General features: G+C 66.4%; 19 protein-coding genes. 12 read left to right on the plus strand and 7 right to left on the minus strand.

Annotation, left to right across the window (positions count from 1 at the left end; all coding sequences use genetic code 11):
* Positions 1–179 precede the first annotated feature (179 nt).
* The 4 genes from JNB61_RS19165 to JNB61_RS19180 all read left to right on the plus strand — a co-directional run bounded on the left by JNB61_RS19165 (position 180) and on the right by JNB61_RS19180 (position 3,386).
* Positions 180–1,439: an FAD-dependent oxidoreductase gene (locus tag JNB61_RS19165; RefSeq protein WP_220292542.1), complete on the plus strand. Its 1,260-nt coding sequence runs from the start codon at positions 180–182 to the stop codon at positions 1,437–1,439.
* Positions 1,440–1,448: 9 nt separating this feature from the next.
* Positions 1,449–2,225 (plus strand): aspartate/glutamate racemase family protein, encoded by a 777-nt coding sequence (locus JNB61_RS19170; protein ID WP_220292540.1) that lies wholly within the window; start codon positions 1,449–1,451, stop codon positions 2,223–2,225.
* Between the two features lie 19 nt (positions 2,226–2,244).
* Positions 2,245–2,640: a RidA family protein gene (locus JNB61_RS19175; protein WP_220292538.1), complete on the plus strand. Its 396-nt coding sequence runs from the start codon at positions 2,245–2,247 to the stop codon at positions 2,638–2,640.
* A gap of 113 nt (positions 2,641–2,753) precedes the next feature.
* The gene (locus tag JNB61_RS19180; RefSeq protein ID WP_220292536.1) at positions 2,754–3,386 is read left to right on the plus strand and encodes a GntR family transcriptional regulator; all 633 of its coding nucleotides are present in this window, start codon (positions 2,754–2,756) and stop codon (positions 3,384–3,386) included.
* A 407-nt stretch (positions 3,387–3,793) separates the two neighbouring features.
* Here JNB61_RS19180 and JNB61_RS19185 read toward each other — a convergent pair whose 3' ends face one another.
* From JNB61_RS19185 to JNB61_RS19215, 7 genes are all read right to left on the minus strand, one after another.
* Positions 3,794–4,543 carry an SDR family NAD(P)-dependent oxidoreductase gene (locus JNB61_RS19185; RefSeq protein ID WP_220292534.1) on the minus strand — a complete coding sequence of 250 codons (750 nt, stop codon included), beginning with the start codon at positions 4,541–4,543 and terminating at the stop codon, positions 3,794–3,796.
* A gap of 38 nt (positions 4,544–4,581) precedes the next feature.
* On the minus strand, positions 4,582–5,934 hold the full coding sequence (locus JNB61_RS19190; RefSeq protein WP_220292532.1) for an MFS transporter: 1,353 nt from the start codon (positions 5,932–5,934) through the stop codon (positions 4,582–4,584).
* Positions 5,935–6,003: 69 nt separating this feature from the next.
* Positions 6,004–7,383, minus strand: a complete 1,380-nt coding sequence (locus JNB61_RS19195) for an aldehyde dehydrogenase family protein (RefSeq protein ID WP_220292530.1) — start codon at positions 7,381–7,383, stop codon at positions 6,004–6,006.
* 14 nt (positions 7,384–7,397) lie between these two features.
* Positions 7,398–8,642: an iron-containing alcohol dehydrogenase gene (locus tag JNB61_RS19200; protein ID WP_220292529.1), complete on the minus strand. Its 1,245-nt coding sequence runs from the start codon at positions 8,640–8,642 to the stop codon at positions 7,398–7,400.
* Positions 8,639–9,661 carry an Ldh family oxidoreductase gene (locus JNB61_RS19205; protein ID WP_220292527.1) on the minus strand — a complete coding sequence of 341 codons (1,023 nt, stop codon included), beginning with the start codon at positions 9,659–9,661 and terminating at the stop codon, positions 8,639–8,641. The genes JNB61_RS19200 and JNB61_RS19205 overlap by 4 nt, the downstream gene beginning before the upstream one ends.
* Positions 9,658–10,356 (minus strand): alpha/beta hydrolase, encoded by a 699-nt coding sequence (locus JNB61_RS19210; RefSeq protein ID WP_220292526.1) that lies wholly within the window; start codon positions 10,354–10,356, stop codon positions 9,658–9,660. Before JNB61_RS19210 ends, JNB61_RS19205 begins: the two co-directional genes overlap by 4 nt.
* Before the next feature lie 248 nt (positions 10,357–10,604).
* A complete protein-coding gene (locus tag JNB61_RS19215) occupies positions 10,605–12,086 on the minus strand; it encodes a flavin-containing monooxygenase (protein WP_220340681.1) in 1,482 nt (493 codons plus the stop codon).
* A 95-nt stretch (positions 12,087–12,181) separates the two neighbouring features.
* On the opposite strand from JNB61_RS19215, the gene JNB61_RS19220 reads away from it, so the two are divergent.
* From JNB61_RS19220 to JNB61_RS19255, 8 genes are all read left to right on the plus strand, one after another.
* Positions 12,182–13,927 carry a helix-turn-helix domain-containing protein gene (locus JNB61_RS19220; protein ID WP_220292524.1) on the plus strand — a complete coding sequence of 582 codons (1,746 nt, stop codon included), beginning with the start codon at positions 12,182–12,184 and terminating at the stop codon, positions 13,925–13,927.
* A 283-nt stretch (positions 13,928–14,210) separates the two neighbouring features.
* Positions 14,211–15,218: a LacI family DNA-binding transcriptional regulator gene (locus tag JNB61_RS19225; protein ID WP_220292523.1), complete on the plus strand. Its 1,008-nt coding sequence runs from the start codon at positions 14,211–14,213 to the stop codon at positions 15,216–15,218.
* A 129-nt stretch (positions 15,219–15,347) separates the two neighbouring features.
* On the plus strand, positions 15,348–16,658 hold the full coding sequence (locus JNB61_RS19230) for an ABC transporter substrate-binding protein (RefSeq protein WP_220292522.1): 1,311 nt from the start codon (positions 15,348–15,350) through the stop codon (positions 16,656–16,658).
* 67 nt (positions 16,659–16,725) lie between these two features.
* Entirely contained in the window at positions 16,726–17,640 is a 915-nt protein-coding gene (locus JNB61_RS19235) for a carbohydrate ABC transporter permease (protein WP_220292521.1), read from the plus strand.
* Positions 17,637–18,557: a carbohydrate ABC transporter permease gene (locus JNB61_RS19240; protein WP_220292520.1), complete on the plus strand. Its 921-nt coding sequence runs from the start codon at positions 17,637–17,639 to the stop codon at positions 18,555–18,557. The genes JNB61_RS19235 and JNB61_RS19240 overlap by 4 nt, the downstream gene beginning before the upstream one ends.
* Positions 18,554–19,492, plus strand: coding sequence for a dihydrodipicolinate synthase family protein (locus JNB61_RS19245; protein WP_220292519.1), 939 nt, complete (start codon positions 18,554–18,556; stop codon positions 19,490–19,492). Before JNB61_RS19240 ends, JNB61_RS19245 begins: the two co-directional genes overlap by 4 nt.
* Before the next feature lie 22 nt (positions 19,493–19,514).
* A complete protein-coding gene (locus JNB61_RS19250) occupies positions 19,515–20,417 on the plus strand; it encodes a dihydrodipicolinate synthase family protein (RefSeq protein ID WP_220292517.1) in 903 nt (300 codons plus the stop codon).
* Positions 20,414–21,370 carry an aldo/keto reductase gene (locus JNB61_RS19255; protein WP_220292514.1) on the plus strand — a complete coding sequence of 319 codons (957 nt, stop codon included), beginning with the start codon at positions 20,414–20,416 and terminating at the stop codon, positions 21,368–21,370. Before JNB61_RS19250 ends, JNB61_RS19255 begins: the two co-directional genes overlap by 4 nt.
* Positions 21,371–21,670: the final 300 nt, after the last annotated feature.

Genomic DNA, 21,670 nt, shown 5'->3' on the forward strand with positions numbered 1-21,670 from the left:
GATCGGCGGCAGAGCCCGGAACTGCTCATGATGTCGGGCGACCACAGAACGCGATGTGTCCTGTGTAGCCGAAAACCATATCCGGATTCGTCTATGCATGCAATTCTGAATGTAGCGCACGGATCGGCTGCGGCCGCTCCGGGCAGTCTTCTAGTTGGTGAGGCACGGTTGGAGTTCTCATGAAGGTCGTCGTCATCGGAGCCGGCGTCATTGGCGTCACTTCCGCGTACTATCTGGCGAAGGATGGCCATGAGGTCACCGTCCTCGACCAGTCCACCGTCATAGGAAACGATGCCACTGGCGGCAACGCCGGTCTCATCGCTCCGGGGCATTCCTTCGCGTGGGCATCACCGGCCGCCCCAAAGCTTCTGGTGAGTTCTCTGCTCGGGGAGAAGACGTCCATTCGGATGAGGTTCCCTATCGACCGCCAGCTGATGCTGTGGGGCGTGCAGTTCCTGCGCGAGTGCACGCCGGGAAGGGCGAAGCAGAACACCCTGGTGAAGCTGCGCCTTGCCCAGTACAGCCAGCAGAAGATGGATGAGCTCGCCGAGGCGGAGAGCATCGACTACCAGCAGGCCCGAGGCGGCGCGGTCTATCTCTACCGCAGCGCGGAGGAGTTGGCGGCGGGGGCGGCGAAGATGCAGTTCATGCAGGACAACGGGCAGGACATCCGCACCTTGGGGTTCGATGACATCGTTGATCTGGATCCGGCCTTCGCGCCCGCTCACCGCATAATCGCCGGCGGCCTGTATGCCCCGACGGACGCGGCGGGCAACTCGAAGCTGTTCACCGACATCCTGGCTGAGCGATGCCGCGACCTCGGCGTCACATTCGATGTCGGAGTGACGGCGTTGCGCTTCCAGCGCGAACGGTTGCGGGCGGTGTCGCTGAGCACAAACGTGGGTGACTATCGCGCCGACCAGTTCATCGTCGCCAACGGCATCAATGCGCCGTTCCTCGCTTCCTCGCTCGGGCAGCGCCTTCCGGTCTATCCCGCGAAAGGTTACTCCCTGACGGCGCCCGTCGCGGACCCTGACAAGGCGCCCTCGGTGCCAGGCGTAGACGAGAAGACACTGGTCGCCTGGTCTCGCATGGGCGACGAGCTGCGGATGTCGTCCACGGCCGAGTTCGTCGGCTATGACCGTCAGTGGAAGCCCAGCGACTTCTCCAACATCCTCAGCACCGGCAAAGAGATGTTCCCTGAAGGAGTCCGCTGGGACGAGGCGCGGATGCGGTCCTGCCTGCGCCCGATGACCCCCGACGGCCCTCCCATCATCGGGCGCTCCAGTGTCGAGAACGTCTACTACAACACCGGCCACGGACACATGGGTTGGACGATGGCCGTAGGCTCCAGCCTCATGCTGAGGGATCTGCTGCGAGGCCGGACGCCCACCTTGGAACCGGAGCCCATGCGCGTTCGGTCTTTCACATTCGCCTGATTCAGACCTATGAGCATCCCTCAGATCGCCTCAACCACCGCGCCCACACCGCGGGTCTTCCGCGCACGCACGGGACAGGTGGCCTACGGCTACCAAGTCGGCATGCTGTGCGCCCAGTGGAACATCCCGTTCGTTCCCGGCGACCTCAACAATGCCTCCACGTTCGACTACCCGATACGGTACGTCGAAGTGGCAGGAGTCTCCGGCGCCGCTGTGCTGCGCGGCGACGGCGCACAGTTCACTTCCCTGATGGTTGAAGCCGCCCGCCGCCTCGAAGCCGAAGGGGTGCAGGCCATCACCGGAAACTGTGGGTTCATGGCGGTGTACCAGGACGACGTCGCCGCGGCCGTGAACATCCCGGTGCTCCTGTCGAGCCTCGTCCAGATTCCGATGCTTAGCACGGTGATTGGCCCCAACCGGAAGCTTGGTGTGATGGCAGCGAACTCCGCCGCCATCACGCCGGAGATTCTCGCGGCGGCCGGTGTCACCGACATGGACCGTCTCGCGGTACAGGGGCTCCAGGGGTACCCGCACTTCAACGATGTGATCCTCCAGGAGTCCGGCACTCTCGATCTGGACCGGATGAGCGATGAGGTCGTTTCCGCCGCCCTGCAGCTTCAAAAGGACGAGCCGTCGCTCGGTGCCATCTTGCTGGAATGCAGTGATCTTCCTCCGTACGCGGAAGCCGTTCACCGCGCCACGAGCTTGCCGGTGTTCGAGTGGGCGTCCTTCATCGACTATGTCCACCGCGCGATCGCGCCCCGCACGTTTACCGGCCCGTTCTAACCCCGCGAAGGAGAAAATCATGACCAATATCCGTACCATCAACCCGTCCACCTTCGGCCCCGCCCTCTTTCCCTACTCCCAAGCCACTGTCGCCGGCGGGTTCGTCTACATCGCGGGGCAAGTGGCGTTGGACGACGACAACAACGTGGTCAGTCCAGGAGACGCTTATGAGCAGACGAAGGTGACCCTTGACCGCATCTCGCGCGTCCTTGCGGAGGTCGACGGCACACTCGAGGACATCGTCACCGCCACGGTCTTCGTCCCCTCGCTGGATCACCTTCCCGAGTTCAACCGCGCGTGGCAGGAAGTGTTTGGTGATCATCGACCCGCCCGCGCCACGGTGGTCGCAGGTCTGCTTATCGACGGCCTCGTCGTCGAGGTGCAGTCCACCGCCGTCCTCCGTCAGACAAGCTAAGCCGCGCGTAGGTGAGCCGCGCGCCGCAGGCGAGGCGCGCGGCTCATCTGCCGTTCACGGCCACAGTCCCCGGCGTAGTCTGAACCTGCATGACCAGAAAGGTGGGATGCGTCATGAGCACGCCTTCGCTGACGGCCGAGACGCACCTACGGCTACGTAACGACATCATCCAGGGCCGCATCCGCCCCAACGAGCGGCTCGTCGCTCTGGAGCTCGCTGAACGACTCCAGGTGTCACGGACACCGGTTCGGGAAGCCCTCCAGTTGCTGGCGTCCCAAGGACTTGTCGTCCCCGTGAAGCGCGGGTACGTCGTCCGCGAGCACACACCGGAGGAGATCGCCGAGATCTACGAGATCCGGAGCGCACTCGAAGAACTCGCCGCACGTCTCGCTGCACAGCGCGCCACCCCGGATCAGCTCCGAGCCATCGAGGACATCGGCGCGCACCAGAGCGGTGCGCTGGATGACGACCGAACCGTCATCGTGGATCGCAACGACGCCTTCCACGAAGCCATCCTCCAAGCGTCCGGCAATAGCCGACTCGCGGAACTCAACCGCGCCAACTCCGAGCAGTTCTTCACATACCGGGTCGCGCAACTGTATACCCGACACGAGGCCGCAGCCGCCATCGACGAGCACGCCCAGATCCTGGAGGCCCTCAAGCGTCGCGATTCGACGCGGGCCGCGGAACTGGCGCGTTCCCACGTGCTCGGGGCTATGGCGATCACCCTGTCGAAGATTCTCTGACGTCTCCCAGTGCGCGTCCGCGCCAACACGCGGCGCGCGTCCAGCCGAAGAGAGGTTGGGTGGCTGGCCAGCGAGGAGGGCGCCCGCTGTCAGTCGTCCCACGGGCAAGATGTAGCGGTGCCGCTTGCGGAAACGTCAACCGCGTCCCGCGTTGACCCGTGGCGGCGGACACCACTGCTCATCGAAGTGTTTGGAGTCGCGAACCGTGGGCGGATTTCGAGCCAGGGTCAACGCGATCGGCCTAGCCATGACCACTCGCAGCGGACGGCTCCGGGATCTGGCAGACACGTCGGCGGGCTGGCGCCTGCCGGAGCATCCAACGGGTGCGAAAGGGCGTCGCGACGCGAACGACGCAGCTGCCGCGCCGGTGACGGTTGCGTGGCCGGTCCCATGGCGGACGCTTGGGCTTACTGGATGGTGTAGCCCCCGTCGACGAGGTGGGTGCTGCCGGTGATGAATGAAGCCTCTGCCGACAGCAGGAAGCACACGAGTCGGGACACCTCGTCCGGCTCTCCCAGACGGCCGGCCGGGTGGCGGTCGACGAGCTCGGCGCGGGTGACGGCGTCGAAGCGGGACAGCAGCGGGGTATCGATGTACGCGGGCGCGACGGCGTTGACCCGCACGCCGGCGTTCGCGTAGTCCAGCGCCGCTACTTTCGTCAGTCCGATGACGGCGTGCTTTGCGGCGACGTAGGCAGGATTTCCGGCGCGGGCGACGCTTCCCAGGACGCTGGCGATGTTGACCACCGCACCGCCGCCGGCTTGGACGATGGCGGGCAGCTGGGCTCTAAGGCCGTAGAAGACACCGTTCAGGTTGGTGTCCATGACGCGGTTCCATGCGTCCAGCGGGTACTCGCCGGTTGGCGCGATGACGGTTCCGATCCCGGCGTTGTTGACCGCAAGGTGCAGCCCGTCGAACGCCGAGAAGGCGAACTCCACGACTGCTGCCGCCGCATTCGGGTCGCGGGCGTCGAGGTGGTGGCCGACGGCGTGACCGCCGGCGGCGGAGATCTCCTCCGCCGCCGTGTCGGTCGCTTCGTCATCTATGTCGGCGAGGATCACCCGAGCTCCTTCCGCGGCGAGTTGCCGCGCGATGGCTAGGCCGATCCCGCTGCCGGCTCCCGTGACGAGAGCGGTCTTCTTTTCGAAACGGGGCATTTTGCATCCCTTGTCCGAGCCCCTCGCGGGGGCGGTGGTCAGCGTGCCGCGCGGCCCGTGCGCGGACGCTGCGTGTACACCGAGGCGGTCAGGTCCGTCGGCGCTTGAAGCGCATCTGCACCCCAATGCCGCGACCGGAGCACAACGGTGCAGACGAACGAGATCGCGCACGTGCCGATCATGTACCAGGCGACGACGCTCACTTCTCCCGTGACAGCGAACAGGGTCGTGGTCACCAGGGGGGTCAGCGCGGAGCCGAGGATGGCGCCGAGCTGGTAACCGACCGACAGTCCGGAATACCGGATGTTGCCTCGGAAGACCTCCGCGAACAGAGTCGCCTGCGGCCCATATGCGGCGCTGAATGGGATGACCATGAGGACGAACCCGAGGATGACGGACCAGAACTGCGCGAGGTTGAGGAGCCAGAAGAACGGGAACGCCAGAATTGCCATGCCTACGAGGCCCGAGAGATAGGTGGCCTTGCGTCCGAGACGGTCGGAGACGGCGCCGAACAACGGCAGAAGGAAGAAGTTCAGGACGGACGCGATGATGATGGCGGTGAGCACCTCCGCGCGCGGCAGAGCCAACGCGGTGGTGGCGTAGTTCAGCGCGAAGGCGATGAGGACGGTGAAGACGACACCGGTGGCGAAGTAAGATCCGGCGATCAGCAGGATCTGGCCCCAGTAGTCGCGCACCAGCTCGAAGAACGGGATCTTCGCCTTCTCGTCCTCATTGGCGACGTTCTCGAAGGTGGGCGTCTCCTCCACTTTTGAGCGGATCCACAGCCCGACGAAGATGAGCACCACGCTCAGTAGGAACGGGATCCGCCACCCCCAGGCGAGCAGCTCCTCCTCGGGAAGCAGGACGATACCGAGCCAAACCAAGTTGGAGAGGATCACCCCGGCGGGCACCCCCATCTGCACCCAGCTTCCGAAGAAGCCACGGCGGTGCGCGGGTGCGTGCTCGACGGCCAGCAGGACCGCGCCGCCCCATTCGCCGCCGAGTCCCAGTCCCTGAAAGAACCGGAGGGTGACGAGCAGGATCGGTGCGGCGATTCCGATCGCGGCGTAAGTGGGTAGCAGGCCGATGAGGAAGGTCGCCACGCCCATGATGGTGAGGGTGATGGTCAGCGTCTTCTTACGGCCGGCGCGGTCGCCGATGTGGCCGAAGATGATCGCTCCCACGGGACGCGCGATGTACGCGGTCGCGTAGGTCGCGAACGCCGCGAGGGTTCCGACGATGGGGTCGAACTCGGGGAAGAACAGGAAGTTGAACGCGACCGCGGCGGCGGTCGTGTAGATGAATAGGTCGTACCACTCGATGGTGGTGCCGATGAGGCTGGCCAACGCGATCTTGCGCGTGGACTTCTCTCTTGTCTGCGTTTCTGTCATGAACGTGTCTCCTTTGACTGCTTCAGATTTGGTGATTAGTGGAACGAGCAATGAGGTTGTGCCATGAGGTCAGGCGCGCACACGCACGGACTTTAGGTTGGTGAACTCGTGCATCCCCTCCTCGGACAGTTCGCGTCCGTAACCGGAGCGTTTGACGCCTCCGAACGGCAGTTCGGGAAATGAGATGGTGTAGTCGTTCAGGGTTACGCTGGCTGAATCGAGGCGCTCGATGAGCTCTCGCTGTTCGTCCGCGTCTCGCGTCCAGGCCGCAGCGCCGAGACCGAAAGGCACGTCATTGGCGATGTCGATGGCTTCATCGAGATTTTCCGCGCGGAGGACGATGGCGACCGGCCCGAAGACCTCCTCCCGGTACAGACGCGCGCTTTCTGGGACGTCGGCGATGATGGTCGGCGGGTAGAACCAGCCGGCGCCCTCGGGTATAGCCCCACCGGTGATGACGCGGGCGCCGGCACGCACAGCGTCCTGCACCAGCTCATCGACGTCGGTGCGGCCGGACTCAAGCGCGAGCGGTCCGATGTCCGTGCCCTCGTCTGCAGGGTCGCCGACCACGAGCGCGGTGAAGCGTTCGGTCAATTTTGCAAGGAAGTCGTCGTAGACCGCTGTGTGGACGATGAAGCGCTTGGCGTTGATGCAGGCCTGGCCGTTGTTCGACGTCCGGGCGATCACTGCGATGTCCGCTGCGCGGTCAAGGTCGGCGGAGGGCTGCACGAGGAACGGGTCCGAACCGCCGAGCTCGAGGACGGACTTCTTGACCTCGTCACCGGCGATCGCGGCGACGGAGCGTCCCGCCGGCTCCGAGCCGGTGAGGGTGACGGCAACGACTCGGTCGTCTCGGAGGACCTTCTCCACCCGGCCTGCGGAGATCAGCAGCGTCTGGAAGGCGCCATCGGGCAGGTCGGTGCGGGAGAAGAGCTCCTCGAGGTACAGCGCGGACTGCGGCACGTTCGACGCGTGCTTGAGCAGCCCGACGTTGCCGGCCGCCAACGCGGGTGCGGCGAAGCGGATCACCTGCCACAGCGGAAAGTTCCACGGCATGACCGCAAGCACCGGCCCGAGCGGCTGGTGGACAGCGTACGCCTGGTCGGCGTTGACGTCAGCGGGCCGTTCCAGGTGGCGTGCGGCGAGGAACTGCGCGGCGTGCTCGGCGTAGTAGCGCAGCCCGTATGCCGACTTCCGCACCTCCGCCAGCGCCTGGGTGCGGATCTTGCCCATCTCCAGTGTCAGAAGGTCGGCCAGCCGGTCCTCGTCGGCGTCCAGGATGTCAGCGGCCTGCAGAAGCGCACGCGTGCGTATTTCCAACGGCAGCCTGCGGACGACTTGGAACGCGGACTGCGCACGCTGCAGCCGGGTCTCGAGTTCGCCGTCGGTGAGCTCCTCGAACGTGCGGATGGTCTGCCCGGTGGCAGGGTTGACGGTTGCGATTGGCATGGCGGCTACTCCGATCAGACGGCGGTGAGAAGGCGTGCTCGGCGCCCCTCGAACGCGGCGACGCTGATCTCCTCGAGGGCGGGGAAGGCGAGTTCTCGGGGGTTGTTGTCGATGAGGCGCTTGGACAGCAGCGACTGCTCGGCAATCCAGCCGATGTCCGAGCGGTCGACGCCGATCTCCGACAGAGAGCGTGGGATGCCGATGTCGGAGGCGATGCGGTCGACGGCGTCGACGGCGAGGTGAGAGAGTTCTTCGTCGTCGCGTCCGTTCTCGCCCAACAGTCGCGCGATCTGCGCGAACTCGGTCACTCGGGCTGGACGGTTGAACTCCATCACGAAGGGCAGCAGCACTCCGATTCCAAGGCCGTGAGGAGTGTGGGTGAGGCCGCCGACGGGATATTGGAGGGCGTGCGCGGCCGCGGTGCCGCCCGTGCCAAGCGCGAACCCGCCGCAGAGGGACCCGAGCATGAGTTCGTCACGGGCGGAGGAGGCATTCTCACCGGCCGCGTCTTTGCGGAGGGTCTCGACGAGGTTGGCGCCGATGGCTTGGATGCCTGCGAGAGCGTAGTGCTCGGTGAGGCGTGCGTTCCCGATGAATACGCGTTCGGTGCTGAGCGTGAGCGTCGGGGGCCGAACGATCGAGGTGTAGGACTCGATGCAATGTGCGAGAGCGTCGATGCCGACGTTCGCGGTGAGCGTGGCGGGACTGCGATCGGTCAGTGCAGGGTCGCAGATCGCGACGGACGGGATGAGATGGGGGCTGGAGATACCCACCTTCATCTCGCGCGTGGGATCGCTGACGACGGCGACGGGTGTGACTTCCGAGCCGGTTCCGCTGGTGGTGGGTATAGCGATTACCGGCAAGGTGGGCCCGGGGACGGCGAATTCGCCGTAGTAGTCGGACAGTTGCCCACCGTGGGTGAGCAGGAGCGCCAGCACTTTCGCGAAGTCGATGCAGCTTCCGCCGCCGACTGCGACGATAACGTCGAGCTGTTCGGCGTGGAACTGGGTGGCGGCGCTTTGCAGCGGACCGGTCGGTAGTTCTGGCTCAACGCCGGTGAAGACGTGGGTGCGGGCGCGCTCGGCGATCGATTCTCGGGTGGCGCTGAAGGCGGGCAACTGCGCCATGCGCTCGTCGGTGACGATGAGAACGTTTCGGGTCCCGGCGGGGAGGTGGGCGCCCACGGTGGCGCTCTGTCCCCGGCCGAGGAGAACGGTGTGGGGGCTGCGGATCAGGCCGAACAGTGACGGGGAGGTCATGAGGATTGTCCTTTCGTGAGCGGGAGCGCCGCCAGGTGTGTGAGCTGCTCCCAGAGGCCGTCGTCGACGTCAATGCCGTCCGCGAGACGTGTGGCGTGGGAGGAGCGCGCCCGGTCGCCGGGGATGGTGACGGGAGGCATCCCGGGTTGTGGCTTCTCGGCGCGGAGGAGGTCGAGGTATGCGCTCACGCGTTCGGTCGTGCCCGGCTGCGGGGTTGCGAGGATGAATACATCGCCCTTAGTGGCGAAGCGGTCATCATCCAGGGTGCCCGCGACGTCGGTGCCCAGAGCCGTGTCGGTGAGAGAGGCGACGATCAGTTCGAAAGCGAGACCGAGGGCGTACCCTTTCGGGCCGCCGAAGGGTGCGATCGCGCCCGTGCTGGCGGCGGCGGCGTCCGTGGTTGGCTCGCCGGCTGCGTCCACCGCCCACCCCGGCTCCAACGGCCGACCCGCGGCGGCGTACGCGTGCACTTTGCCCATGGAGATGAGCCCGGTGGCCATGTCCAGCACGAACGGCTTCGGCAGGGCCGGGACGGCGGCGGCGACCGGATTGGTTCCGATCAGGGCGCGACGCCCGCCCCAGGGATGTACGAGTGCTTCACTGGTCGTGAGGGCGATGGCCACCCAGCCGTGTTGCGCGGAGCGTTCGGCGTATTGGGCGAGCATTCCGAGGTGGTTGGTGCGAGAGATCACTGCTGCGGCAATCCCGGTGCGTGCGACGCGCTGCTCGAGTGTGTCCAACGCGCGGTAGCCCACGACCGGGCCGAGCCCGTCTTGTCCGTCCACCTGGAGCAGAGCGTCCGCGACCCAGGTATGCGTGCCGGTTTCGTTCGGTGCAGACACCCCGTTGCGGATGCGAGCGATGATTCGGGGCAGCCGCAGCAGCCCGTGGGATGGGTGTCCGCGCAGCTCGGCATCGATGAGGTGAGTGGCCTGGGTGTCGGCGTGTTCGGCGTCGACGCCTGCCCGCTGGAGCGCCGCAGCCGCCAGCGCCTTCGCGTCGGAAACGTCTCGTCTCATCGCGTGTTGTCCTTGCTGGTGCGGCGGGTGATGAATGCAGCGATCTCGTCCAGGAGTTCGCGTCCTGTCGGGATGACGCCGGCGTTGGTGAGGAGGCCGTGATGGTGGCCCTCGTAGTGGATGTGGGTGTCGAGAACACCCGCCTCGGCGAGTGCTTCGGCGTAGGCGATGCCCTCGCTGCGGAGCGGGTCGTTGTGGACGGTGGCGATGAAGGTTGGGGCATGCCACCCCCACACCGGGGCCGGACCCGGGCTGACGGCATCGGAGGCACGGTCTGCCTCGGCGGGAAGGTACTGGTCGATGAACCACCCGACTGTTTCGGTGACGAGCGGGAACCCGGCTACCTCTCGGTGGCTGGCGCCGCTAGCTGTCAGATCGGTGACGGGGTAGACCAAGGCGAGACCGGCGAGGCTCCCCGCTTGCGGCACGCGGGCAAGGTTTGCCGCGATTTGTCCGCCCGCACTGTCCCCGGCGAGGATGACTCGTCGAGGGTCGACGCCCAGCGAGTGCGCACCGACCAAGACCGCCTCGAGCACGTCGGCGCAGTCGTTCTCAGCAGCGGGATAGCGGTGTTCCGGTGCGAGCCGGTAGTCGACGGAAAAGACGGTGACGCGGGCAGCGTGGGCAAGGTACGCGCACACGGCGTCGTGCGTCTGCACCGAGCCCATCACCCACCCGCCCCCGTGGATGAACACGACAGCCGCTCCGCCTCGCCCAGTGTCCGGGCGGCGGTACCGGCGGACGGCTACTTGCCGCGGTCCGAGCGCCAACCAGTCGCGCTCGACCGGGCCGGGCACCTCGACTGCGTTGGCCGCGCAGACCTGCTCATACGACGCACGCGCGTCCTCGAGCGAGAGAAGGTGATGAGAGGTCGCGCCGGCTGCACGAAAGGCAGCGACCGTGTCCCTTGCCTCTGGGGCGATGTACTCCGTGGTCCCGGTGCTCACGCGTTCACCGACGTCAACTTGGGGGCGTGCCGGTAGTCGTCAAGGTTCACCGACTCGGTGAGCAGGCGGTACTCCTCCACGGTCCCAGACCAGTTGTTGACCACACGGCCCGCCGCGTTCTTGTACCACGAGGAGCAATCGGAAGAGTACGACGACTTCTCCAGTTCGACCTGCACCCTGTCGTTGAACGCCCGCAGCACGTCCGACCGAACATCGAACGCATAGTTCGGGTCCTGCAGAAGCACCCGGATGGCCTGCACGATGTACTCGTGCTGGAGCTCGAGCATCGTGGCGATCGTATTGTGGTTCAGATTGGTGTTCGGCCCATAGTTGAGGAACATGTTCGGGAAGTCGTCCACGACGATTCCGAGGTAGGCCTCTGCCGCGTCAGCCCACCGGTCAGCCAGTCGCGCGCCGCCTCGTCCGATGACTTCGACATCGCCCTGGAAGCTCTGGCTGTGAAATCCGGTGCCGAAGACCACAACGTCGAACTCGTGATGCGTCCCGTCCGCGGTGATGATGCCGGTTGCCGTGAACCGCTCGATGCGGTCGGTGATGAGCGACACGTTCTTCCGCGTGAGAGCCGGATAGTAATTGTCGCTGCGCAGGATGCGCTTGCACCCGAACTCGTAGTCGGGGGTGAGCTTGCGGCGCAGTTCGGGATCGGCAACCTGAGCCTCCAGGTGGGCTCGGGCCTCCCGCACTCCCTCCTCCTGCCCCTCGGTGTTGTGGCGGATGCGCTCGAAACCGGATTCGCGGAACTGATGCACTGCCTGGCGCAGGGCGCGGAACTTGTCGGGGTCGGCCAGGAACTCGGCCGTTTCCTCAGGCGTGAACTCGTGCTGATTGCGGGGGAGGATGTAGTTGGCGGAGCGCTGAAAGACGCTCAGGTGCTCGGCGGCCTCGGCCAGATGAGGAATGTACTGAACGGCACTGGCGGCGGCACCGATGGAGGCCACCTTCTTGCCTTTCATGTCGACGGAGTGGTCCCAGCGTGCCGAATGGAACGAGGTACCTCGGAAGTCGTGCAGACCCGGGAAGTCCGGGATCATCGGAACGCTCAGCTGCCCCCACGCCGGGATGAACGCGCGGGTGCGATAGATGACACCCGCCGCCGTGGTGATCCTCCAGACCAGGTCCGCGTCGTCCCACACGGCCCGGACGATCTCCTCGCCGAAACGGATGTAGCGCGGGATGTCGTACTCGGCCGCCAACGCCTCGAGGTAACCCAGAAGCTCGGGCTGGTCAATGTACATCTTCGATACGCGAAGCGGGAGGAAGTACGAGAAGCAATAGATGACGGATTGCGTGTCGCAGGCCGCGCCCGGGTACGTGTTGTCACGCCAAACCCCGCCGATGCGCGGAGCGCGCTCCAGGATCACGAAGTTATCGATGCCGTTTCGCAGCAGTTGCGCGGCCTGACCGACCCCGCCGTAGCCCGCACCCAGAACGACGGCGTCGTAGGTGTGTTCGGTCATCAGATCCTCCTGGTTGAATGGCTAGAAAGACCTTTGCATGCAGAAGAACTTGAAGATATATTGGGTAGACACACCAAATGGATTGGCACATGTAGATGAAATCCACGCCAAGCAGCAGCGATGAGAAGAGCGCCCGTTTGGCGCAACTTCAGGCCGTCGTGGACCACGGCATCTATTTGGCCACGCTCGGCGACCGTGCCCTGGCCTTTTCGACAGTCCTCAAACAGGCGCGAGCGCTGCTGGGTGCCGACCTGTCGTATGTGAGCCTCAACGACGGCGATGCCCGCACCACCAGCATCCAAGCCGTGGACGGCGTCCTCACACCCCAGTTCCGTCACATCTCGATGCCGCTAGGCACCGGCCTCCTTGGCCAGGTCGCCGAGTCCGACCACCCGATGCAGACTCGGGACTACCTCGCCGACAGCAGCCTCGTGCCCTACCCGGAGAACGACGCCAAAGTCGGTGGCGAGCACGTCCACGCCATCATGGGCGTCCCGTTGCGTTGCGAAAACATCACGATCGGCGCATTGGTGGTCGCCGACCGCTACGCACACGAGTTCACGGCGTTCCAAGTAGACCTTCTCCGCTCCTTGGCGGGCCAGCTCAGCGCGTACCTGGCCGTTGAAGACTCGTTCGCGACGATGCGGGCGGATCACACGTCCGCCTCCGAGCGCATCGACAGCCTCACCGTCGAGCTTCGTGCTGCACGCCTGGAAGCCACTGTCAGTCGCCTCGCGGGCGACGCCATGGCTCGGAAGATCACCGTCGCTGAGTACGTGCGCGCGCTCGGGGCGCACTTCGAGCAGAAGATCGATCTGCTGGGGATCGACGGTTGGCAGCCCGCATTGGTCGCGTCCGCCGAAGGGATGCTCGATGTGCTGGCAACATCCGCCGAGGCCATCGTTACCGTGACCAACCCAGCGTTGGAGGGGGGCGAGGGGGTGATGGCTCGCGTGGAGGTCGATCCACATGCCACCGCGGTTCTCGTGCTTCACGGCGACGTGCCCGAGTGGAAGCGTGAAGCTCTCACGCGCGCCGCCGACGCAGTAGCAAACCTCGCGCTCGCCGAGCAACACGCCGCTGAACAGGCCACCAGGGATGTGCGGGAGCTGATCGATTACCTCACCCGTTCCGACCAAACCATCGACCGTCTGTCCGCACGCACCCGACTGGCTCATTTTGGTGTGGACGTAGGCCTACCGCTTCATGTGACAGTGATCCGCAGCAACCATGCCTCCACCGCCCGCATCGCATCCGCACTTCGACGGGTGGTGAACCCCCCGACATTGCTCTCCGAGCACGGTGACCACGTCTGCGCTCTCCTCCCGCGCGGGGCCTCCGCGAACCCTCAGGCGATCTCCGAAGCGCTGAGCGCGGAAGGAGTCGACGCGGCCGTCGGCATGGCAGGACCCGAACCGCTTCCCGACCGACTCCCGGGTCAGCACGAGCTCGCGCGGGCGGTCAGCGACGCACTCATCAACCTCGGCCGGGTGCCGGCGGGGGCCACACAGGCGTCGATGGGCGTGCTTGGGGCGCTCATCGGAGTTGACACTTCCGCCCTCATCCGCGTCGTGATCGACACGGCGCTTGGGCGGTTGCTCGAGTACGACAAAAGCCGTGGGACCTCTCTCGTGGAGACGCTAGAGAGGTACCTCGACAGCGGTCAGCGCCTGCAGGAGACCGCGGACGCGATGCACCTCCATGTCAACACGCTGCGTCAGCGTCTGACGCGGATCGACTCGGTCCTCGGCGAGAACTGGAGAACACCGATGGGCGCCTTTGACCTCACCGCAGTGTTGAAAGCCCGCCGACTCACGCAACAAAGCGCGGTCGGGGGCTGAGGTCGGGCTGCCACGCGTGAAGCGAATCGTGGTCCGCCAGAGCCCATGGCGGCGTCTGGAGTCTGCTGTGCACATCGGCGGCGGGTGCAGACCCTCAGCCCGTGACCCGTCCTCGGCTCTACCCCGGCCCGCGGACTCTCCGCGATCAGCCTCACGCCGATGAGTCGGCGTCCGCGACTTTACCCCGGCCCGCCGACTCTCCGCGATTTGCCACGCCGGTGAGTCGGTAGTTCCGAAGGCGCCTCGCCAGCGTAGGTCGAGTTACCGGTAATCTGGCGGAATCATGTCTCGTGCGCGCCCCGATCGTCCTGCAACCATCTATGACGTCGCGAAGGCCGCTGGTGTCTCGCACCAGACGGTGTCAAAGGTGCTGCGAGGGCTTGGTGGCATGCGAGATGAGACGCGCGAGCGCGTCGAGGAGGAGATCCGGCGCCTCAATTACCGGCCGAACGTTGGAGCGCGTGCGCTGGCCCGTTCCCAGCGGCGGCGCATCGGTGTCGTCGGCTACGAGACGTTCGAGTCCAGCACCAGCAAGGTGCTGCGCGGGATCTCCGAGGTTGCGGAAGGTGCAGGGTACGTTCTGGACATCGTCACCGTGAATCCTCTGGGTGCTGTCGATGAGATCGCCACCGCGCTCGAGCAGATCAATGGTACGGATGTGGCCGGCGTGCTGGCGACCTCACCGACGAGCAACGTCCGCGAGGCCCTCGAGCGGATCCGCTTCCGGATGCCGGTGTTCTTGGATGTCAACGGCGACATGGAGGCGGGCTCCGCGGGCACGCACCGCAGTATCTCGGCGGGGATGGTGATGGACCATCTCGGCGATCTCGGGCATGAGCGCGTCGCGTTCGTCGGCGGCCCGCGAGGCTGGGATTCCGCCACCAGCCGCGAGGCGGTGTATGTGGAGCGCATGGCCGCTCGCTCGGTCGACCCACGCATCGTCGGACGCGGCGACTGGTCCGCCGCATCCGGATACGAGGTCGTCAAGGACGCGGATCTGGGGGACTCCACGGCCGTCTTCGTCGCGAATGACCGGATGGCGCTCGGCGTGCTCCGCGCCCTGAGTGAGCGCGGCCTGCGCGTTCCCGAGGATCTTAGCGTGGTCGGGATCGACGACATCCCCGAGGCGGCGTACTTCTCTCCGCCGCTGTCGACGGTGCATATCGACTTCACCCAGGCGGGCCATGTCGCCGCGCAGAGTCTGCTCACACTGATCGAGCGTCCAGGCGAGCCCATGCCGGCCTACCCGCGCAGCCGCTTCATCTCGCGCGCCTCGGCCGTTCGCGCCTGAATTTGCGTGAGCCGCTTGCGCTGAGGACGCAGCGTCGCTAAGTTTACCGGTAATCCGAATCGGGTGAGCGGTAAACCAACTCGAAGCCGTGCGCCGCCGCCGCCTTCATTCACGACAAGGAAGTTGACAATGAATAGAACTGCGATCCGCCTGGTCGGGGGCGCGCTCGCCGCCGTTCTCGCTGCGACAACCCTCGCCGGCTGCGCTGCCGGCGCATCGGATGCGCCTGAGGAATCGGACGGTCCGATCGTCCTGAGGTACTGGTCCTGGGCGCCCAACGTCGGCAAGATCGTCGACGTCTGGAACGAGACCCACCCCGATGTGCAGGTCGAGGTCAACACCTCGGTCGGCGCCGCCGACATCGTGGCCAAGTTGGCGGCGGCGAAAGAGGCGGGAACCCTTCCCGACGTCTCGAACACGACGTACGAGAACTTGCCGAACCTGATCGTCAACGGGATCGCGTCCGACATCACCGAGGCGTTCGGCGAATACGAGGACCAGATCGCCCCGGCTGCGTGGAATCTCACGACCTTCGACGACAAGAGCTATGCCGTCCCGCAAGGTACCGGTCCCCAGTTCCTCTTCTACCGGGCGGACATCTTCGAGTCGCTGGGACTCCACGCGCCGTCGACGTGGGACGAGTACGCGGAGGCGGCGCGCACGATCCATGCGGCCGACCCGTCGAAGTACCTGGCGACCTTCCCCGCGAACGACGCGCAGCTGTTCGCCGCGCTCAGCGCGCAGGCCGGCGCCGAGTGGTGGTCGCAGTCCGACGGCGAGTGGAGCGTCGGCATCGACAGCGGGCCGAGCCAGAAGGTCGCGGACTACTGGCAGGGCCTGGTCGACGAGGGCGTCGTGACGACCCTGAAGACGTGGACCCCCGAGTGGCAGGCCGCTCTCGCCGACGGCACGCTCGCGAGCTGGCTGAGCGCCGTGTGGGCGCCGCCGCTGATCCTGCAGAACGCGCCCGACACGGAAGGCAAGTGGGCCGCCGTCCAGATACCGCAGTGGAACGAGGGCGACTCGGTCTCTGCAGCACTGGGTGGATCTGCGACGGTCGTGACGACCGGTTCGAAGCACGCGAAGGAGGCGGAGGAGTTCGCGATCTGGCTGAACAACTCCGAGGAGGCGCTCACCGCCTACATCGAGAACGCGAGCATCTGGCCCGCCAACCTCGCGGGCCGCGAGCTGCCCGGTCTGAAGGACACCATCCCCGCAGCGCTCGTGCCGACGCAGACCGACTACTGGGATGTCGCAGCCAAGACCGACGAGGAGTCGGTGCCGGTGACGTGGGGACCGAACGTGGCCACCGCGTACAGCACCTTCGGTGATGCCTTCGGCACGGCCATCAGTTCGAACGGATCGTTCTCGGACGCCCTGACGACGGTCCAGAAGGCGGTCGTCTCCGACATGGGCAAGCTCGGCTTCACGGTCGACTGACCTGCTCGATCGCACCTATCGATCCGACGGGTGGGCCCGGCTGCCGGGCCCACCCGAAAGGAAGACTATGACTCTCCTTCGCACCTCCCGCCTCCGGCCCACCGTCGCGCCCTGGCTGTTCTTGGCGCCGGCGATCGTCCTCTCGGCCGGCCTGCTGTTGGCGCCGCTCGTCTACACCGTCGTGCTGAGCCTTCAGGGGCGCCGGGTTCCGGCATCCGGAATCGGCGTCGCCACCGACGCCTTCGTCGGCTTCGACAACTACCTGCGCACGCTGACGAACCCCGCGTTGCTCGCGTCTTTCGGACGAATGGTGATCCTCGCCCTCATCGCCGTCCCGCTCACGATGGGCCTGGCGCTGCTGTTCGCGCTCCTGCTCGACCATCTCTCAAGCCGCTTCACGCGTTTCTCGCGCATCTCGATCTTCATCCCCTACGCCGTGCCGGGTGTCATCGCGGCGCTGATGTGGGGCTTCATGTACCTGCCCGGTGTCAGCCCGGTCGGCGAGCTGTTCACGGCATTCGGACTTCCCGTCCCCGACCCGCTCGAGGGCCCTTCCGTCTTCTTCGCCGTCGCGAACGTCTGCATCTGGGGTGCGATCGGCTTCAACATGGTCATCCTCTATACCTCGCTGCGTGGGTTGCCGCAGGAGATCTACGACTCTGCGCGGCTGGACGGCTGCAGCGAGGCGCAGCTCGCACTGAAGATCAAGCTGCCGCTCATCCTCCCGGGTGTGATCCTCACGGGGCTGTTCACCATCATCGGGGCGCTCCAGATCTTCAGCGAGCCGAACATGATGATGACGCTCACGAACTCCATCACGTCGGACTGGGTGCCCATGATGCTCGTTTACCGCGACGCGTTCGTCACCAACGACCTTTACGGAGCGTCCGCGACGGCCATCGTCATCACCGTCATCACCATGGTCGCGAGCCTCGGGCTTCTGCGGCTGCTGCGCACCCGCGCATTCGGAGGAGAGTCATGAGCGCCCCGACCGCCACCCGCCGCACGTCCGTCGTGCCGACTCCGCCGGCGTCCCCTCCCACGCGCGACCCCCGGCCGCGGAAGCCGAAGGGTGGGTTCTGGCCCACCGTGACCCTGCTCGTCGGCGCGGCCTACTCGCTCTTCCCCGTGTACTGGCTGGTCGCCGCATCGACCAAGAGCGCGGGCGAGCTCTTCACAACCTCCACGCTGGTGCCGAGCTTCACAGGCGGCTTCTTCGAGAACCTCGGTGAGCTGCTGGCGTTCGGCGACGGCGCGTTCCTGGTGTGGAGCGGCAACAGCATCCTGTTCTCGGTCGGCGGCGGACTCGCGGCGACCGCCGTTGCGGCAGCCGCCGGGTACGCACTGGCGAAGTACGACTTCCGCGGCAAGAACCTCGTCTTCACGTTCCTGCTCATCGGCGTGCTCATCCCCGGCGTCGTCCTCGCGATCCCGCAGTACCTGCTGCTGGCGAAGATGGGCATCGCGGGCACCTATTGGTCAGTCCTCCTGCCGTTCGCGATCAGCCCGTTCTCGATCTACCTCGCCCGCATCTACGCGGGCGCGGTGGTGCCGACCGAGCTGCTCGAGGCCGGCCGGCTCGACGGCGCGAGCGAGTGGCGGCTGTTCCGGTCGGTCGCGCTGCCCGCCATGGTGCCCGGGCTCATCACGATCTTCCTTCTGCAGTTCGTCGCGATCTGGAACAACTTCCTGCTGCCGTTCATCATGCTCAGCCGCGAGGAGACCTTCCCGCTCACGGTCGGGTTCTACTCGATGATGAACCAGGGCAGCGACCAGCTGAACGTGTACAACCTCGTGATCGTCGGGTGTCTTCTCGCGATCATCCCGCTCATCCTCTTGTTCCTCTTCCTCCAGCGCTACTGGCGCCTGGACCTCGTGAGCGGATCGCTGAAGGGATGATGCACCGCCTGCCCGACGGCGCCTGGCCCGTCATGCTCACCCCCTACCGCGACGATCTGTCCATCGACTTCGACGCCGTCGACGAGTACACCGACTGGCTCATCGAGCTCGGCGCCGCGGGGCTATTCACCGTCTCGCTTTCGAGCGAGATGTACGACCTCAGCGGTGACGAGCAGCTCGTGCTCGCCCGCCACGTGCGGGAGCGCGCCGCCGGCCGCGTGCCGGTTGTCGCCTCGACGACCGCTCGCGGCGACTGGCGCGCGCAGGCTGATCGCGTCGCCAAGATCGCGACGACAGGCGTAGAGGCCGTCGTCCTGATCTCGTCGCTCGTCACACCGCCGGATGCGACCGACTCCGCATGGATCGACACCGTCGAGCGGATCCTGGATGCGGTCCCCGGTGTCGACCTCGGCGTCTACGAGTGCCCGCTGCCCTACAAGAGACTGCTGCCCGTGCAGACGGTCCGCTGGCTGGCCCAGACCGGCAGGTTCACCCTCTACAAAGACACGAGTCACTCGCTCGCGACGATGACGGAGCGCCTGAACGTCATCGGCGACACCCGCATGCGCCTGTACAACGCGGCGATCGCGTCGCTGGTGCCGTCGATGCAGGCGGGCGCCGCGGGTCTCTCGGGCTACGCGGCCAACGTCTACCCCGACCTCGTCTCATGGGTGTGTCGCCACGCGAACGACGCCGACCAGACCGACGTGCTGCGGGTGCAACGCGTCTTGACAATGGTCGAGCACAGCATCAACCTGCGCTACCCGAGTTCGGCGAAGTTCCTGTTGGATGCCTCGTCCCGGCTGCATTGGCGCGCTCGCAGCCGCTGGAAGCCCGAGTCGATCGGCGACCACGAAGGCGAGCCGCTGCGCCAGATCGCCCAGCTCGTGCGGGAGCTCGACCTCGGACGAGCCGACCTGCACGCCGCCCGATGAACACCGACCTGAGAGAGATACCGTGACCGAAACCCCGGGCGTGTGGCCTGTCGTCCTGACCCCCTTCACCGAGACCGACGAGGTCGACTACGCGGCGCTCGCCGGCTACGTCGACTGGCTCATCGACCACGGCGCCGATGGGCTGTTCGCGGTCGCCCTCTCGGGCGAGATGTACCACCTCGATCCGGCCGAGCGCGTGGAGGTCGCCCGCTGCGTGGCGCGGCGCGCCGCAGGACGGGTGCCGGTCGCGGCATCCGTCGTGGGAGGGGAGGGCGTCGGTGAGATCGTCGCGGAGGCGAATGACCTCGTTGCCGCCGGCGTCGACATCGTCGTGCTCGTCGCGTCGGCGGTGCTCGCGCCCCACGACGACGAGGAGCGGATCGTCGCGCTCGCGCAGGCGCTCGCCGCCGACCTCCCCGACGTCGCCCTCGGCATCTACGAGTGCCCGATCCCGTATCACCGCGTGCTGTCGGAAGGGGTGGTCGCGGCGCTGGCCCGCACCGAGAGGTTCGTGTTCTTCAAAGAGACGAGTCACGACGTGTCGCGCATGGCGACGCGCGTTGCCGATGCGGAGGGAACTCCGCTCAAGGTCTTCAACGCCGGCATCGAGAACTATGCCGAGTCGCTCCAGGTCGGCGTCGCGGGCCTCTCCGGCTGGGTGGTCAACGTGGCACCCGACCTCGTCGCACGGCTCGGCGAGCTCGCCGCCGCCGAGGGAGTCACCCCGCGGGTGCATGGGCTGCAGCAGCTGCTCGCCGACATCGAGCAGCGGATGGGCCCGACCTATCCCGGCTCCGCGAAGGCTCTCGTGGGGCGGCGCACCGGGCTGGGGTGGTCATCGCGGTCTCGCTGGCGCGAAGCGGACGTCGACGACGCGCTGGTGCGCGAGCTCGCCGACACCATCGCGCGCGAGGTCGCCCGGTGAGATACACGACTCTGGGCGCGAGCCGGCTCGAGGTGTCACGGCTGTGCCTGGGCACCATGAACTTCGGCCGGCACGCCGACACGGATGCCTCGCACGAGATCCTCGACGAGGCCCACGAGATCGGCATCAACTACATCGACACCGCCAACCGGTACGGCACCCCGAGTCGTCCGCACGCGTCCGAGGAGATCATCGGCGCGTGGTTCGCGAAGGGCGGAGGGCGCCGCGAGCGCACGGTGCTGGCGACGAAGGTCTTCGAGCAGACCGACCCGTGGCCCAACAACGGCGGTCTCTCAGCGCTCAACATCCGCCGCGCGTGCGACGCATCGCTACGACGTCTGAAGACCGAGCACATCGACGTCTACCAGATGCATCACGTGGATCGGCTGGCGCCGTGGGACGAGATCTGGGAGGCCTTCGACACCCTGCGCGCCCAGGGCAAGATCCTCTACGCCGGCTCATCGAACTTCGCCGGGTGGCATCTCGCGCTCGCGCAGGCATCCGCGAAAGAACACCACTGGCGTCTGATCAGCGAGCAGTCCGTATACAGCCTCGCCCGCCGAGACATCGAGCGCGAGGTCCTCCCCGCCGCCCGCGCACTCGGAGTCGGCCTCGTGCCCTGGAGCCCCCTGGCGGGCGGATTGCTCGCCGGTCGCGGCGACGGCGTACGGCGAACGGATGCTGCAACCCGCGCCGCATCCGAAGAACACCAGGCGTCGCTCGAGGGCACGCAGCAATTGGCCGCAGAAGTGGGCGTCGAGCCTGCCGCATTGGCGCTCTCCTGGCTGCTGGCTCAGGAAGGTGTGGTGGCGCCGATCGTCGGGCCGCGGACAACCGAGCAGCTTCGCGCCTTCGCGGGAGTGCCCGACATCGAACTAGCCGACGATGTCCTGGCGCGGCTGGAGGCGTTATGGCCAGGCCCGGGCGTCGCTCCCGAAGCGTACGCCTGGTGATGTCTCGGCGCCGCGTCGAGCAGGAACGCGGTGCGCGCCCCGATAGCTGGCTGCCTTTCGACCAGGGCTTCTATTCCGCAAGTCATCGCATCGAGGGTGATCCGCGCAGATGGGACAATTACCGGGGTGAGCTCGACCCGCCACCGATCCATGGGGGTGTCGGCGACGCTCGATGTCGGCGGCGCTGCAGAACTGGTCGATTCCGGCGCTTGAAAAGTGAACGGTTGCGGGCAGTCTAGTCAGGGGTTTCGGCGGTGGTGGTGCGGATGCTTGGGAGGCTGTCGATCCCTCGACCGCGGA

The organism is Microbacterium ureisolvens (assembly GCF_019511645.1).
Lineage (GTDB): Bacteria > Actinomycetota > Actinomycetes > Actinomycetales > Microbacteriaceae > Microbacterium > Microbacterium ureisolvens_A.